18 protein-coding genes and 1 other RNA gene are annotated in these 15,180 nt (G+C 58.4%); 3 read left to right on the forward strand and 16 right to left on the reverse strand.

Annotated elements, in window-relative coordinates; translation table 11 throughout:
* Position 1: 1 nt before the first annotated feature.
* The 5 genes from ftsL to rsmI all read right to left on the reverse strand — a co-directional run bounded on the left by ftsL (position 2) and on the right by rsmI (position 3,450).
* Positions 2-379 carry a cell division protein FtsL gene (gene ftsL, locus DES49_RS14100; RefSeq protein WP_133737074.1) on the reverse strand — a complete coding sequence of 126 codons (378 nt, stop codon included), beginning with the start codon at positions 377-379 and terminating at the stop codon, positions 2-4.
* A gap of 9 nt (positions 380-388) precedes the next feature.
* Positions 389-1,309, reverse strand: a complete 921-nt coding sequence (gene rsmH, locus DES49_RS14105; protein ID WP_133737075.1) for a 16S rRNA (cytosine(1402)-N(4))-methyltransferase RsmH — start codon at positions 1,307-1,309, stop codon at positions 389-391.
* Between the two features lie 22 nt (positions 1,310-1,331).
* On the reverse strand, positions 1,332-1,781 hold the full coding sequence (mraZ, locus tag DES49_RS14110; RefSeq protein WP_133737076.1) for a division/cell wall cluster transcriptional repressor MraZ: 450 nt from the start codon (positions 1,779-1,781) through the stop codon (positions 1,332-1,334).
* Positions 1,782-2,148: 367 nt separating this feature from the next.
* An RNA gene (gene rnpB, locus DES49_RS14115) (RNase P RNA component class A) lies at positions 2,149-2,541 on the reverse strand.
* A 45-nt stretch (positions 2,542-2,586) separates the two neighbouring features.
* On the reverse strand, positions 2,587-3,450 hold the full coding sequence (gene rsmI, locus DES49_RS14120; protein WP_243865058.1) for a 16S rRNA (cytidine(1402)-2'-O)-methyltransferase: 864 nt from the start codon (positions 3,448-3,450) through the stop codon (positions 2,587-2,589).
* 86 nt (positions 3,451-3,536) lie between these two features.
* Here rsmI and DES49_RS14125 point away from each other — a divergent pair, with 86 nt between their 5' ends.
* The 3 genes from DES49_RS14125 to DES49_RS14135 are packed head-to-tail and all read left to right on the forward strand — an operon-like array spanning position 3,537 to position 6,381.
* Positions 3,537-5,387 (forward strand): penicillin-binding protein activator, encoded by a 1,851-nt coding sequence (locus DES49_RS14125; protein WP_133737077.1) that lies wholly within the window; start codon positions 3,537-3,539, stop codon positions 5,385-5,387.
* 38 nt (positions 5,388-5,425) lie between these two features.
* The gene (locus DES49_RS14130; RefSeq protein ID WP_133737078.1) at positions 5,426-5,791 is read left to right on the forward strand and encodes a YraN family protein; all 366 of its coding nucleotides are present in this window, start codon (positions 5,426-5,428) and stop codon (positions 5,789-5,791) included.
* The gene (locus DES49_RS14135) at positions 5,788-6,381 is read left to right on the forward strand and encodes a D-sedoheptulose-7-phosphate isomerase (RefSeq protein ID WP_133737079.1); all 594 of its coding nucleotides are present in this window, start codon (positions 5,788-5,790) and stop codon (positions 6,379-6,381) included. The genes DES49_RS14130 and DES49_RS14135 overlap by 4 nt, the downstream gene beginning before the upstream one ends.
* A gap of 5 nt (positions 6,382-6,386) precedes the next feature.
* Here the strand turns inward: DES49_RS14135 and DES49_RS14140 are convergent, their stop codons facing one another.
* The 11 genes from DES49_RS14140 to DES49_RS14190 all read right to left on the reverse strand — a co-directional run bounded on the left by DES49_RS14140 (position 6,387) and on the right by DES49_RS14190 (position 15,049).
* The gene (locus DES49_RS14140; RefSeq protein ID WP_133737080.1) at positions 6,387-6,812 is read right to left on the reverse strand and encodes a ClpXP protease specificity-enhancing factor; all 426 of its coding nucleotides are present in this window, start codon (positions 6,810-6,812) and stop codon (positions 6,387-6,389) included.
* Positions 6,813-6,849: 37 nt separating this feature from the next.
* Entirely contained in the window at positions 6,850-7,482 is a 633-nt protein-coding gene (locus tag DES49_RS14145) for a glutathione S-transferase N-terminal domain-containing protein (protein ID WP_133737081.1), read from the reverse strand.
* A gap of 107 nt (positions 7,483-7,589) precedes the next feature.
* The gene (locus tag DES49_RS14150) at positions 7,590-8,345 is read right to left on the reverse strand and encodes a cytochrome c1 (protein WP_133737082.1); all 756 of its coding nucleotides are present in this window, start codon (positions 8,343-8,345) and stop codon (positions 7,590-7,592) included.
* Positions 8,342-9,577 carry a cytochrome b gene (locus DES49_RS14155; RefSeq protein WP_133737083.1) on the reverse strand — a complete coding sequence of 412 codons (1,236 nt, stop codon included), beginning with the start codon at positions 9,575-9,577 and terminating at the stop codon, positions 8,342-8,344. Before DES49_RS14155 ends, DES49_RS14150 begins: the two co-directional genes overlap by 4 nt.
* Entirely contained in the window at positions 9,574-10,173 is a 600-nt protein-coding gene (gene petA / locus DES49_RS14160) for a ubiquinol-cytochrome c reductase iron-sulfur subunit (RefSeq protein ID WP_133737084.1), read from the reverse strand. The genes DES49_RS14155 and petA overlap by 4 nt, the downstream gene beginning before the upstream one ends.
* A gap of 241 nt (positions 10,174-10,414) precedes the next feature.
* Positions 10,415-10,807 carry a 30S ribosomal protein S9 gene (rpsI, locus tag DES49_RS14165; RefSeq protein ID WP_133737085.1) on the reverse strand — a complete coding sequence of 131 codons (393 nt, stop codon included), beginning with the start codon at positions 10,805-10,807 and terminating at the stop codon, positions 10,415-10,417.
* A gap of 12 nt (positions 10,808-10,819) precedes the next feature.
* Positions 10,820-11,248 (reverse strand): 50S ribosomal protein L13, encoded by a 429-nt coding sequence (rplM, locus tag DES49_RS14170; RefSeq protein ID WP_133737086.1) that lies wholly within the window; start codon positions 11,246-11,248, stop codon positions 10,820-10,822.
* A 131-nt stretch (positions 11,249-11,379) separates the two neighbouring features.
* The gene (locus tag DES49_RS14175) at positions 11,380-12,192 is read right to left on the reverse strand and encodes a TatD family hydrolase (protein ID WP_133737087.1); all 813 of its coding nucleotides are present in this window, start codon (positions 12,190-12,192) and stop codon (positions 11,380-11,382) included.
* Between the two features lie 4 nt (positions 12,193-12,196).
* On the reverse strand, positions 12,197-13,777 hold the full coding sequence (gene prfC / locus DES49_RS14180) for a peptide chain release factor 3 (RefSeq protein ID WP_133737088.1): 1,581 nt from the start codon (positions 13,775-13,777) through the stop codon (positions 12,197-12,199).
* 62 nt (positions 13,778-13,839) lie between these two features.
* Positions 13,840-14,316 carry a ribosomal protein S18-alanine N-acetyltransferase gene (gene rimI / locus DES49_RS14185; RefSeq protein ID WP_166646097.1) on the reverse strand — a complete coding sequence of 159 codons (477 nt, stop codon included), beginning with the start codon at positions 14,314-14,316 and terminating at the stop codon, positions 13,840-13,842.
* Positions 14,306-15,049, reverse strand: a complete 744-nt coding sequence (locus DES49_RS14190; RefSeq protein WP_133737090.1) for a hypothetical protein — start codon at positions 15,047-15,049, stop codon at positions 14,306-14,308. Before DES49_RS14190 ends, rimI begins: the two co-directional genes overlap by 11 nt.
* Positions 15,050-15,180 lie beyond the last annotated feature (131 nt).

Raw genomic sequence — 15,180 nt, forward strand, 5'->3', positions numbered from 1 at the left:
TTTACTGCGTTTGAAGAACGACTATGTCTTCCCGGGAGGGAACCTGCATATCGAGTTCCCGTGCTGCCCGGCTTTCCACATGACTGTGTGCACTCAGTGCACTCTGTTCCAGCAGAAGCTGCGTCCACTGTCGCTGATAACCGTCCCGCTCCTCCTGAAGACTGGCGAGATCGCTGTACAGCGATCGGTTGAGATGGGACGAGTAGGCAACGGCCAACGCGGAACCCAGAAGCAGGCCAACCATCGCCAGTGTGAGCAGGACATCCGATCGCCACAGGTTGCGAAAGATCCGCCTCGAAACGCGAGCCGCGCTGTCCAGCACCATCCGCCAGCGCAGCGCCCGATTCCCTGTTTCACCCTCAATCCGTACCGCACCCATGACGCCCCCTCAGTGAAGACACTCCAGAATCCGCATGACCGCGCTGCGCGAACGCACGTTTTCGTCCCGCTCCCTGGCGGTCGCCTGGGATGCCTTGCCGACAACCCGAAACCGTGACTGCTCCTGCTCCGCCGTCACGGGTACGCCTTTCGGAATAGCCGGTCCACGGCTCTGGTCCCGCATGAACCGTTTGACACGCCGATCTTCCAGCGAGTGGAAACTGATCACCACCAGCCGACCGCCCGGCGCCAGGGCGTCCACCGCCTGCTCCAGGACTGAGTCCAGTTCCTGCAGCTCCTCGTTGATATGGATCCGGATCGCCTGAAAACTGCGGGTCGCCGGATGCTTGTGCTTGTCCCTGAAGGGCACGGCATGGTCAATCAAATCCGCGAGCTGGACAGTACGGGTGAGGGGCTCTTCGGCACGTGTCGTCACAATGCTGTGAGCGATGCGTTTGGCAAAGCGCTCCTCGCCGTACTCCTTGAGCACACGGCGGATCTCACCCTCCTCGGCGCGTGCAAGCCACTGGGCGGCACTCTCACCGGATTCCGGGTCCATCCGCATATCAAGGGGGCCGTCGTTCCTGAAACTGAAGCCCCGCTCCGGCTCATCAAGCTGGGGCGAGGAAACCCCCAGATCGAGCAGGATGCCGTGCACCTGCTCCCACCCAACTGAGGCCAGCGCCGCATGGAGCTGAGCAAAGGGCGCATAAACTACGGATACCCGTTCATCCTCGTCGGCGAGCTCCCTGGCCACACGGATTGCTTCCGGATCGCGGTCAATCACCAGCAGCCGTGCGTCCGAATCCAGCGCGGAAAGCAGCGCGCGGCTGTGTCCGCCACGCCCAAAGGTGGCATCCACGTAGTGCCCCGATGGCGTCGTGACCAGCGCCTCCACCGCTTCATGCTGTAACACTGATTCGTGCACCATCACGCTTCTCCCGTGCCCCGCGCTAAAGCGACAGGGACTTCATTTCCTCGGGAATTTCCTCGTCGCCATCATCTTCCTCAAGCCACTGCAGCCAGCGATCCTCGCTCCAGAGCTCAAGTTTCCGACCCTGGCCGATCAGGTAGAGCTTCTTCTCAAGACCGGCATAATCGCGCAGCGTCTGTGGCACAAGAATGCGCCCGGCGCCATCGAGTTCCAGCGGCGTCGCATGCCCGATGAGCAGCCGCTGCATGCGGCGGACCGCTTTGTTGATGCTTGGCAGCTCCTCAACCTTCGGCAGGAGTTCTTCCCACTGGGGTTCGGGATAGACCAGGAGGCAGCGCTCCTCGGTGTGGGCAGTCAGCACAATACGGCCATCACAGAGGGTTTCCAGGTCTTCCCGCACACGGGCAGGAATCGCCAGGCGCCCCTTGGCGTCCATATTGATCGCATGACTACCGAGAAAATTTGTCATGTCCGATTCGCTACCCCGATTTGTGGTGGCACTACCACTTTCTGCCACTCACCCCACTTGAAAACCACAAAACACCACTTGATGCCACTTTTTACCACTTGCCGACACTATAAGAAGAGTCCCATGCCAATGCAAGGAAGGACTGGTGACCGGGAACCATTAAAATTGCCGCTCAGACAGGGATTTAGCGACCAGATATCAGAAAAGGGAAAAGGCGGGCATACACAAATCGAGCAAGATCAAGAAACTGCAAACAAATTCAATAAGTCACATGAAGGTCAAGATTTTTTTGTTATAAAAACGTCGTAATGAAACCGAAAGGTTATTTGCAGGAAGGGTGGCGAGCCCCGTTTCCGGGGCTCTACCTTAAACGAGTTCGCCGATAAGCCGGGTTCTGTCGCGCACAGTCATTCCTCTGGGATACGCGTCACCGCGCACCTCAAGCAGCCTACCCGAGTCCGATGCGGGCCACACCTCTGGACTCCTATTTGGCCTTGCTCCGAGTGGGGTTTGCCATCGCCGTGAACTGTTGCCAGTCACGCGGTGCGCTCTTACCGCACCGTTTCACCCTTACCGGCTGGCCCTGAATCAGGGTCAGCTTAGGCGGTTTACTCTCTGCTGCACTTTCCGTCGGCTCGCGCCGCCCAGGCGTTACCTGGCACTCCGCCCTGTGGAGCCCGGACTTTCCTCCCTCCCGCCACGCTCAAACCACCACGAGGGTGGATGCCAATGGCGGAACAGCGACTGCATGGCGAACTCAGGCAAAGAATAATGGCTACTTCACCCCAATACAAGGGGCTGCCTTCTACCCGCCTTTTCCCTGGAGAACCAGGGCGCGCTCATAGAGGGGATTGCGCGCAGCCCCCGTCATATCGGCGGTGATACGAACGGCCTCTTTCACCGGGAGACTCTGAAGAAGCCGCGTCAGCAAACGCTCGGCATCGACCATGGCCGCTTCCACGGCAGCCGCCTTATCCGCCCCGCCCACCAGGACAACAAACTCACCCTTTTCAGTGATGTCCCCTGCTTTCGCCAGCTCGGCCAACTCTCCGAGGGTTCCCGCATAAACCGTCTCATAGGTCTTCGTCAGCTCCCGAACAACAACGCCGGAACGGTCTGCACCGAAAACGGAGGCCATATCCGTGAGTGCGGCCACAATCCGCCGCGGCGATTCATAGAAGACAAGTGTGCGCTCCTGGTCCTTGAGCCGCTCCAGCTCACGCTGGCGATGGGCCTGGCGGGGTGGAAGGAACCCCTCAAAAACGAAGCGGTCGGTAGGAAGGCCGGAAATGCTCAGGGCTGCGGTCACCGCACAGGCACCGGGCGCTGTTGTTACCGCAAAGCCCCTCTCCCGCGCGGCCCGCACCAGTTCAAACCCCGGATCCGAAATAAGCGGTGTGCCCGCATCGGAGACAAGTGCCAGGGACTGCCCCTGTGCGAGCCAGTCCAGCACGCGCCCAATCTGCTTTTGCTCATTATGCTCATGCAGAGAGGTCATGGGTGTGCTGAGCCCGAGGTGATCCAGCAGCCGGGCGGTATGACGCGTGTCCTCCGCCAGGATCCGATCCACATCCCGCAGCAGCTCACCGCCTCGCACGCTCATGTCACCAAGATTGCCGATGGGCGTGGCAACGACATAAAGTGTACCGGGTTTCATTGTCTCAGCCATGCCCTGCCTGCCATTACCTGTTAGAATTCGGCGTTCGGACCCAGCCCGCGAGGCGTCGTATTTCAACCCAACAAGCCGAGAGGCCCATGAAACACCTTCCTGCTCTCATCGTTGTGCTGTTCCTGCTACTGAGCGCCGGCTGCGCGGTCGACCCCGGAGCACCGTCGGAAACGGCGCCCGGGGAGTTCCAGACGGTCCAGGGCCTGCTTCAGGCCGCCGCGGACACCAATAATGCCAGCCTCAGGGCAGAATATCAGCTCGAAGCCGCCAAACGGTTGCAGGATAAAGGTGACTATCCCTCGGCACGGCAGTTGTTGGACTCGATGCAGACAGACGATCTCGGTCGGGCTCCGGGCCGGATTTACCGTTGGATCCAGGCCCGGGATATTGTGAACAGAGGCTCCAGGGAGGACGCCGAGGAACTCGCAGGACGCATTTCACCGGATCTCGTTTCCCGCCTGCCCAGTGATGAACGTAAACGTGCCGTCCGGGATCTTGCCGGCCTCTATGAGCTCGCGGACCAGCCGCTTAAAACCTTCCGGGTCCTGATGAACGGCTATGCCGTCATTGATGAATCCGAATGGCAACCCTACAACCAACGGGTCTGGGAGGCACTGAAATCCATTCCCGATGACAGCCTCAGCAATGAAGCCAGCAGAGCATCTGATGCCAACCCACAAGGCTGGCTCGAACTGGCTCTCTCACTGCGCGCAACGGACCGCTTTGCCATTGAACCCAGGGCTGAAGCCATCCGCCAGTGGCAGAAGAACTGGGATAGCCACCCCGGCGCACGCGCACTGCCGGATGAGCTGAGCATAATCGCGACATTACCGGAACAGCGACCAGAGCGCATCGCCCTGACGCTGCCTTTGAGTGGCGCGCTTTCCGGGCCTGGCAAGGCAGTGCGGGAGGGATTCCTTGCCGCGTTCTACGAAGACCTGGGGAATGATCCGCAGACGGCCATTACGCTGACCATCCACGACACCAACAAGGGTGGATTCAGCCGTATCTACGCAGACCTCCTCGAAGCGGATCCCGACCTGGTCGTCGGCCCCCTCCGCAAGGAATCGCTTGCCGGCCTCAACAACCAGACCCGAATGCCAATACCGGTCCTGGCGCTCAATTATGTGCCCTTTGAAGGCCCTATGCCCGAACAGCTCTATCAATTCGGGCTCGCCAGTGAGGACGAAGTTCGCCAGATTGCAACCCGCCTTCACAACAAAGACCACCGGAACGCCCTGGTGTTCGCTCCCGCCGGCGACTGGGGAAGCCGCATGATCGAGGCCTTTGAATCGGCCCATGAAAAAACGGATGATGCTCGGATGATCCGGGCCGTCCGCTATGACGAGGGTGAAAACCTGAATCGTGTCGTTGCGGATGGATTCTCCATCAATAGCAGCCGGCAGAGAGCCAACCAGCTCATGCGGGACACTGGCGCCACCATGCAGTATGAGCCCAGGCGCCGGCAGGATATCGACGCTATCGTCCTTTTGGCAGCGCCAGAGCAGGCCCGTCAGTTCAATCCGCTTTTTGCTTTCTACTATGGGGGAGATCTTCCCGTTTACGGGACCTCACTGCTTTACCATGGAACACCGGACCCATCCCGCGACAGCGACCTCGACGGAATTGCGTTCACGGATATTCCCTGGATTCTTGACTCGGAACAGACACTGCGCCCCCAGCTGGGCAAACTCTTCCCATCGTTGGGTGAGCGCTACGACCGCCTGTTTGCCCTTGGGGTGGATAGTTACTATCTGGCGAGCCGCCTGCCCGTACTGGAACAGGTGGAGGGCTATCAGATGAAAGGGCGGACCGGAACCCTGCGCATGGCCCCCGATGGTGCTATCCGCCGCCATCAGATCTGGGCCAGGTTTGAGAAGGGCCGACCCAGACTTCTTGATGATTCCTCCCCGGAACTGAGGGGCGGAACGCAGTAAACTCGCACGGGCGGGCAAGCACAATTGGGAGACCAGGGATGGATCGACGCGAACGAGGATTTCACGCAGAACGGGCGGCGGCCAGCTATCTAAGGGACCAGGGACTCATCATCCGGGAAGCCAATTTCTCCTGCCGAGCCGGGGAAATCGACCTCATCGCTATTGATGGCGACTGCCTGGTCTTTGTGGAGGTTCGTGCCCGCCGGCGTGGCGCGCTTGTGGACGGCGCCGAGTCGATCAGCGCACGCAAGAAACTTCGGCTGATTCGCGCTGCCCGATTTTTCCTGCACCGGCACGGCCTTAACGATTGCTTTTGCCGGTTCGACGTGATCGCCGTCAGCCTCGAGAGCAATAGCCAGGAGCACTTTCAATGGATCAGGAACGCATTTGACGCAACGACATGACCGATTCTGAAGCGCTATTCAATCAGCATATCGCCGCCCATATGGAATGCATCGGCGAGGCAGCCACCTCCGTAGCCCCGATGATCAACTCGGCGGCCGAATGCATCGTGGAATCCATGCTCAACGAGGGCCAGGTTCTGGCCTGTGGCAATGGCAAGGCGAACGCATTTGCGCAGTATTTCTGCAGCTGCATGCTGGGCTACCATGAAACCGAGCGCCCCGCCCTTCCCGCCATCAACATCGGCGGGGATGCAACCACCTTCTCTGCCATTGCAATGGCCAATCGAGTACAGGAAGCGTTCTCGCGCCAGATTCAGGCTATTGGGCGGGAGGGCGACACCCTGATACTGATGACCGACGATGGCAACAAATCGAGCATGGTCCAGGCACTCCAGGCGGCACACGACCGTCATATCCGGGTAATTGCCATAACGGGGCAGCAGGAAACCGACATCCATTCCCTGCTTTATGATGATGACATTGAACTGGCGTTACCGGACGTGTCTCCAGGGCGGGCTGCAGAGCTCATTATCATCATTCTCAATGCGCTCTGCAGCCAGGTGGAGGCGATGCTTTTCGGGGAGTCCTGATCGGGTTACTTCACGACCTTCAGGTTCGGTTTCTTCTTGTCCGATTCCTGATTGCCACTTTCAGACTCGAATGGCGCCTCATCAGAAGGACCGTCATCCGGGCCATCCGGATCCGGGCTGCCAGGCTCCTGGCCGAAGACCATGCCCTGGCCGTTTTCTCGCGCGTAAATGGCCATCACCGCGTAAACCGGCACATAGACATTGACCGGAACTCCGCCGAACCTGGCATTGAACTCAACAGCCTCATCCCCCAGGAGCAGTCCTTTAACTGCAGAGGAACTGATATTGAGCACAATCTGCCCGTTTGCGACGTAATCCATGGGAACCTGGACCCCCGACAGACTCGCGTCCACAACCAGATGCGGGGTTGTGCCATTATCCAGTATCCACTCATTCAGCGCGCGGATCAGATAGGGGCGACTCGATTTCATCGGTTATGACTCCCTGGGTTACTCATACTGCAACCCTTCAATCGCGCATTTCCTCTTCACTCTCAGAGAGGCTCGCCTTGAAACTGCGGCGTTCGAAAATTCGTTCCATGTAGTCCATCAGTGGTTTGACACGATTCTCGGGAAGCTCGATGCCGAGCTTGTCCAGCCGCCACAGCAATGGCCCCACACAGCAGTCCACAATCGTGAACTCCTCACTGAGAAAATACGGCGCTTCATTGAAAAGCGGTGCTGCCGATATCAGGCTTTCACGCAACTCCTTGCGTGCCGATTCCGCCGCCTTCGAACTGGGCTTATTGGCAAGAATCGTGTCCGCCAGACCACACCAGTCCCGCCCCACGCGCCACATCATAAGGCGGCTCTGCGCCCTGGCCACCGGATAGACCGGCAACAGAGGCGGATGCGGAAAGCGCTCATCCAGGTACTCCATGATGATGTTGGGCTCATAAAGCACCAGATCCCGGTCAACAAGGGTTGGCAGGGCGTTGTAGGGATTCAGATCAGAGAGTTCCGATGGTGGATCGGAAGGGTCGACATTCACCACGTCCACAGTCACGCCTTTCTCAGCCAGAACAATGCGCACACGATGGCTGTAATGGCTCTGAGGATCAGAGAAAAATGTCATTGATGACCGTTTGGTCACAACACCCATAGATTTACCCCTAAATAGCCGGTCGTCCGAAGGGATCACAAGCGCATGGCCCGGCTATCGATTGACAATGCCGGGCCATGCGGGAGGCAGGATTATAACGGATTTCGTCAGTGGATGTCTTTCCAGTATTCGCGATTCAACAGGTACGCGAAGATGAAGAAGATACCGATGAAGATGAGCACGTAAACGCCAATCCGCTTCCTGTCCATCAGCGCGGGTTCGCCCAGGTAGACCAGGAAGTTGGTCAGGTCGTACATGGCCTGGTCAAACTCCTCGGGTTCCATACTCCCCTCGATGGCCCAGTCATCACAGACCCCATCGTTAAGAGTTTCACCCGTAGCTGGATCAACGGACTCCTCCGCCCCAATGTGCGGCTTCTCGGCGCAAAGGCCACCCTTGTTAACCATCACATGCGGCATACCCACGTTGTCGAAGACCACGTTGTTGACCCCAAGCGGACGACTCTCATCCTTGTAGAATCCACGCAGATAGGAGTACAGCCAGTCAGGGCCGTTGACCCTGGCCGTCAGGGTCAGATCCGGCGGAGCAACCCCGAACCACTGCTCAGCCTCTTCGCCGGGCATCGCGATTTCCATCAGCTCACCGTATCGGGAGTCCGTGAAGATCAGGTTCTCTTCATACAACTCCTGCGGGATCCCAATGTCCTCGGCAACGAGCCTGTATCGGGCATATTTCGCCGAATGGCATCCCATGCAGTTATTGGTGAAGATCTTGGCGCCTCGTTGCAGCGACGCCTTGTCGCTGAGGTCAGGCTCCATGCTGTCAAGGTTACCACCTCCGCCAGCTGCAGTCGCCAGGACCGGCACCAGAAGCAGAATCAATGCACTCAGTATCTGTTTCATTTGGTTGTCACCCTCTCCGGAACCGGTTTAGTCGACTCCATCCGCGTATAGAATGGCATCAGGATGAAGAAACCGAAGTAGCCCAGTGTGCCCAGCTGTGCCAACAGTGTCTTGATGTCGGTCGTGGGCACCGTCCCCAGGTAGCCAAGCATCACAAAGCACACGACAAAGATGGTCAATGCGATGCGACTCAGCATCCCTTTGTACCGGATGGAACGAACCGGACTGCGGTCCAGCCAGGGCAGCACGAACAGGATGGCAACTGCGGCTCCCATCACCACAACGCCCCAGAACTGCGAGGAGAGCCCAAACAGGTTGAATGTCACAGCCCGCAACATGGCGTAGAACGGTGTGAAGTACCATACCGGTGCAATGTGATCCGGCGTCTGCAGCGGGTCCGCCTGCTGGAAGTTCGGTTTCTCCAGGAAATAACCGCCCATTTCGGGGAAGAAGAACACGATGGTTGCAAACACCGCCAGGAAGACCGCGATCGGAACCAGGTCATGCACGGTGTAGTAGGGATGGAACGGGATACCGTCTTTCGGAATGCCGTTTTCATCCTTGTTCTTCTTGATATCAACGCCATCCGGGTTGTTGGAGCCAACCTCATGCAGGGCCAGGATATGCAGGATGACCAGCCCAACCAGAACCAGTGGCAACGCGACCACGTGCAGGGCAAAGAAGCGGTTCAGGGTTGCACCGGAAATCAGGTAGTCACCGCGAATCCAGATCGCCAGGTCCTCACCGATGCCCGGGATGGCGCTGAACAGATTGATAATAACCTGCGCACCCCAGTAGGACATCTGCCCCCAGGGCAGCACATAGCCCATGAAGGCTTCCGCCATAAGCAGCAGATAGATGGCCATACCGAAGACCCAGATCAGCTCGCGAGGCTTCTGGTAGGACCCGTACATCAACGCACGGAACATATGCAGGTAGACAACCAGGAAGAACATCGAGGCGCCTGTGGAGTGCATGTAGCGCAGGAGCCACCCGTAGTTGACGTCACGCATGATGTACTCAACGGAGGCGAAGGCCCCCTCGGCAGTCGGTGTGTACATCATGGTCAGCCAGATCCCGGTCAGGAGCTGATTGACCAGTACCAGCATCGAAAGAACCCCGAACGCATACCAGAAGTTGAAGTTCTTAGGCGCGTAGTACTTGCTCATGTGCTTTTCAAAGGCATCCACAATTGGAAGCCGGTCGTCGATCCACTTAATCAGTCCACTCATGCTGCATCCTCCGGATCGACACCAACGGCAATTGTCTCACCATCATCCTCAAACCGGTGTGGTGGAACGACAAGGTTCGTGGGAGCAGGAACGCCCGTGTAGACGCGGCCTGAAAGGTCAAACTTGGAACCATGGCAGGCGCAGAAAAATCCGCCCGGCCAGTCATCACCCAGGCCTTCGGCACCCGGCTCGGGCCGGTATGACGGCGAGCATCCCAGATGGGTACAGATACCGACTACCACCAGAAATTCCGGCTTCACCGACCGGTAGGTTCCGGACACGTACTCAGGCTGCTGATTCTCCTTGGAGTTTGGGTCCTCCAGGCGTTCGCCGAGGCCTTCAAGCCGGTCAAGCATTTCCTGGGTCCGGCGAACCACCCAGACGGGTTGTCCGCGCCACTCCACGGTGACCCGCTCGCCTTCCTCGATCTTGGATATACTGAGGCGCCGGGGTGCTCCTGCCGCCTCCGCCTTGGCACTCGGCTGCCAGGACGACACGAAAGGAACTGCAAGCCCTACAGCCCCGACGCCACCAATTACGGACGTGGCGCCGACTAGAAAGCGCCGTCGACCGTGGTTTACGTCGCCATTATTCATACTGGCCTTCTCCCATTAGCAAAAGCACGCCCCATTACGGACCAGCGTACCCTGTTACCACTTGGCTTGGTCAAGCTGAATACCAATCAGCTCAACGCCATCATTATTGCGCTGGAAAAAACGCTCAAATGTTAATTAAATCAGTCATTGCATACAAGGTGATATGTCAATTACCTCGGCCCGACACAAAAAGGCCCGATCTGTAATCGGGCCTTTTGGCTGGCTGCCATGATCCAGCGACCTAGCGCTTCGAATACTGTGGCCGCTTCCGGGCCTTGCGAAGCCCAACCTTCTTGCGCTCAACCGCGCGGTCATCTCGGGTAACGTAACCCGCACGCCGCAGAGCTGGCCGAAGCGTTTCATCGTACTCAATCAGAGCTCGGGTGATGCCGTGACGCACGGCGCCGGCCTGACCGCTGGAGCCACCGCCACTGACGGTAACCTTTAGATCAAAACGGCCCTGAGCATCCGCAACCACCAGCGGCTGCTGGACAATCATGCGAAGAGTGTCTCGCCCAAAAAACTTTTCCAGCGAGCAGCCGTTGACTTCGATATTACCGCTTCCGGGCTTGATAAAGACCCGTGCAGCCGAGGTTTTACGACGACCGGTACCGTAATTGTATGTAGCTGACATAATCGCCTTCCGTTAAATCTCGAGTTGCTGGGGCTGCTGCGCCGTATGGGGATGCTCATCGCCCGCGTAGACTTTCAGTTTCTTGAACATCGCCCTGCCAAGCGGCCCGCGCGGGAGCATCCCCTTAACAGAATACTCAATCACACGCTCAGGGTGGCGTTCGATCATCTCTTCAAAGTTCATCGAACGGATACCGCCGGGATACCCCGTATGGCGATAATACTGCTTATCCGTTGTTTTGCGCCCGGTCACGCGGACCTTCTCCGCATTGACCACCACAATGTAATCACCCGTGTCGACATGGGGCGTATATTCCGGTTTATGCTTGCCCCTAAGACGACGGGCAATTTCCGTGGACAGACGCCCAAGCGTCTTGTCCGACGCATCTACGACATACCAGTCGCGCGTGACGCTTTCCGGTTTTGCACTCAGAGTCTTCATGAATCCCGCCTTCAAAAAAATAATCAGGCCCTGCCATCACTCAGGACAGCTGTGGGCATTTTGGACCAGGTATCGATCGAAGCAGCGCCCGGGGCTGGGTTGCGCTTCTCCGCCAAAAGCCAGGGGCGGCATTATACCGGAGGACCCTCGCCATGCAAACCCTCTGACGCCAACCTGCCCATAAAAAGCCGTTCGGCGTTGATCCGCAGCTGTTCAGCAAGCACTTCCGGCTGCTCCCCGCGCAACTCACACAGGCTCTCAAACACCCGCCGCAGATTCAGGGGTGTGTTTTCCCCCTTACGAACGCCGGAAGGCGGCATATCGGGAGCATCCGTCTCCAGAACCAGCGCGCTGGCCGGCAGTTTTCGAATGGTATCACGGGTTTTGCGCGCCCGGTCATGGGTAATCACCCCACCCACACCAATGTAGAGCCCCTGATCCAGCAGGCGCGTCGCCTGCTGCAAGGAGCCGCTGAAACCGTGCACCAGAGCCGGAAGCCGGTACTGTTCCCGCTTCAGCAGGGCAGCCACCTCATCATGGGTGCGAACACTGTGGATCAACAGCGGGTATTCATAACGCGAGGCCAGTGTCACCTGGGCGCGAAAGAGCTCAAGCTGGCCATCATAGTCCTCACGCAACCAATCAAGACCGCATTCTCCGATCGCGACCCGCCCCTGCGCGGGCCGGTTCAGCTCCGCTTCGAGTTGGTCGATGGCATCCGGGCCAACCTCATCCAGCCACCAGGGGTGGATACCCGGTGCATAGCGGAGAGCCCGGTAGTTTGCCGTCAGTTCCCTGATCCGCTCCCAGTTACCCGGGCAGGTCCCGGGAACGACCAGGGTACTGATACCCAACTGCTCGGCCTGCGCGAGAATCGCATCCCGATGCCCGTCAAACACCGGGAAATCAAAATGACAGTGGGCATCCACAAGCCATGTCGCCAACGGATCACCGCTCCTTGGTCTTATGGAACGTGACTTCAGGATAACGCTCTTCCGCCAACTGGAGATTGACCATTGTGGGTGCGATATAGGTCAGGTTGTCACTGCCATCCAGGGCCAGGTTGTCCTGGTTCTTGCGCTCGAACTGCTCGAGGGCCTTGGGATCGTCACAGGTTACCCACCGCGCCGTGGCAACATTGATGGGCTCATAGACGGCATCGACGCCGTATTCGTTCTTGAGGCGCGCAACCACGACATCAAACTGCAGTGTACCCACGGCGCCCACAATCATGTCGTTGTTCTTGACCGGCCGGAAAACCTGGACGGCCCCTTCCTCGGAAAGCTGTATAAGCCCTTTCTGGAGCTGTTTGGCCTTCATCGGATCACGCAGCTGAATCCGCCGGAACAGCTCCGGAGCAAAGTTCGGGATCCCCGTGAAGCGGTCTTTCTCGCCCTCGGTAAAGGTGTCGCCAAGCTGGATGGTCCCGTGGTTATGAAGGCCGATGATATCGCCGGCGATGGCTTCCTCGGCGCGCTCCCGATCACCCGCCATGAAGGTTAGCGCATCACTGATGCGCACATCCTTTCCGATCCGCACGTGGTGAATCTTCATCCCCTGGTGGTAACGCCCCGAGACAATCCGCAGAAAGGCGATCCGGTCCCGGTGCTTGGGATCCATGTTCGCCTGGATCTTGAAAACAAAACCGGCAAAACGGTCCTCCGTCGACTCAACACTGCGGTTGGTCATCTCCCGCCCCTTGGGCGCCGGCGCCCAGCTGACCAGGCCATCGAGCATATGATCGACGCCAAAATTACCCAGCGCCGTACCGAAGTACACCGGCGTAAGCTCACCCCTGAGAAAGGCGTCAAGATCGAACTCATGGGACGCGCCCTTGACCAGCTCGATCTCATCGCGCAGTTCCTGCGCATAGTTACCCAGCACATCATCAAGTTCAGGGTTATCAAGTCCCTCGATGATCCGGCCATCCTGGATGCGGTGGCCCTGCCCGGACTCATAGAGAATGACCTGATCCTTCAGGAGGTGATAGACACCCTGAAACTGCTTGCCCATACCAATGGGCCAGGTCACGGGGGCGCAGGCAATGTTCAGGACTTCCTCCACCTCATCCATCAGCTCAACGGGATCCCTGACCTCCCGATCCAGCTTGTTCATGAAGGTAATAATTGGCGTATCGCGCAGGCGGGTTACTTCCATCAGTTTGATGGTGCGCTCCTCGACGCCCTTGGCCGCATCGATCACCATGAGGCAGGAATCGACGGCCGTGAGCGTGCGATAGGTGTCCTCCGAGAAGTCCGCGTGGCCCGGGGTATCCAGCAGGTTGATAAGACAGTCCTCGTAAGGGAACTGCATTACCGAGGTGGTTACGGATATCCCCCGCTCCTTCTCCATCTCCATCCAGTCTGACTTGGCATGCTGGCCGGATTTTTTACCCTTGACCGTCCCCGCGCGTTGCAGAGCCTTACCGAAAAGCAGCACCTTCTCCGTGATCGTGGTTTTACCCGCGTCGGGGTGGGAAATGATGGCAAAGGTTCGACGTTTAAGGACTTCTTCGGTTAATTCACTCATGGTATTCAGTCTATAAGTCGGCTGGAGGTGCGCGTCTGGAAAAGGTGACGAAGTATAACAGCTCAGAGCCTGAGCATCATGATGATAGCGGACTCGCGCTTACCGCCATCCGGGTAGTAATCAGGGCGCTCCCCCACCTGAACAAAGCCCTCGGATCGGTACAGGGCCTGGGCCCCAAGATTGGATTCGCGCACCTCAAGGATCAGCTCACCCATGTTCTGGCAGGTCATCCTGCTGATCCAGTGCCTGAGCAGTTGGCGCCCGATCCCCTGGCGTGTATGGGAACGATCGACGCAGAGGTTCATCAAATGCGCCTCGTCCAGAACCTGCCAGTGAACCAGGTAGCCGGTCAGGCGCCCCCCGAAGAAGCTCCCCCAGGCCTCAAATCCCTCGCCCATACAGTCAAGGAATTGCGCCTCGCTCCAGGGGTAACCGTAGCCACCGCGCTCGATATCAAGAATCGCAGGCAGGTCAGCCTCTCCCAGGCGCCCAAACGTCGATTCAGCGCCCTTCAGGCGGAAGGAACGTTCACTCACCATCACCGTTTCCGAGCGCGCGAAGCAGTTCCGACTGTTTGATAAGCTCCCAGAGCTCCCGCTTGGCCGTGCCATTGGATACGAGATGGCTCAGAGTCAGTTCACTGGAAGCCCGAACCTCATGGCCCTGCCCCCGAAACCGGGGCGAAAGAATCTCAATGGATTCGGGCCCCAGGATAAACCAGGAAAAGGACGGACTTGGAGCCATGATCCCATTCAAAAGCCTGTCAAAGGCGGCATCGTCATTCCCGGGCAAGGACCGGTTCTCAAAGGCTGGCCATTGCACAATCTCAGGGCTTACCCCGGGTTCGCCAAGTGCGTGCATAATATTGGCGCCGAGCCGCAACTGAATATCACTGCCTGGATTCGCGCCCAGATCCGCGGCAAGACTCAACCGACTGCCATGCCAGAAAGCGGCCTGCAGCGACAGAAAAGAATCCGTCTGTTCTGCTTTGTCTTCCACAGGGAGGCTGGCGATATCCGGCTCGTCATGCGCGGCACCGATCTCAGCCTCACCTCCTTCATCCAGAACAGACTTGATCTGATCAAGACCCTGGGAGGGCGCGCCCGGTTCAACCGTGATCTTCTCCCGTTCGGGAATCGGCGGATGGAGGGACGCGCTGTCGTCATCGACCGGCTGAGCGGCGGATGGTGCGGCGCCGGGCAGGGGATAACGTGCTTCCCAGACATCAATGCCCAGCGCGGAAAGATAGAATTGGCGTGTTGCATTCTTCATACGCGCATTATACACATAAAAAAGCCCCGCCCGGGGTTACCGGGCGGGGCTTTGGGTGTAGGCGCCTGACGATGACCTACTCTCGCATGGGAGACCCCACACTACCATCGGCGCTGAGTGGTTTCACTTCT

It is taken from the genome of Halospina denitrificans (assembly GCF_004364635.1).
GTDB classification, from domain to species: domain Bacteria; phylum Pseudomonadota; class Gammaproteobacteria; order Pseudomonadales; family Oleiphilaceae; genus Halospina; species Halospina denitrificans.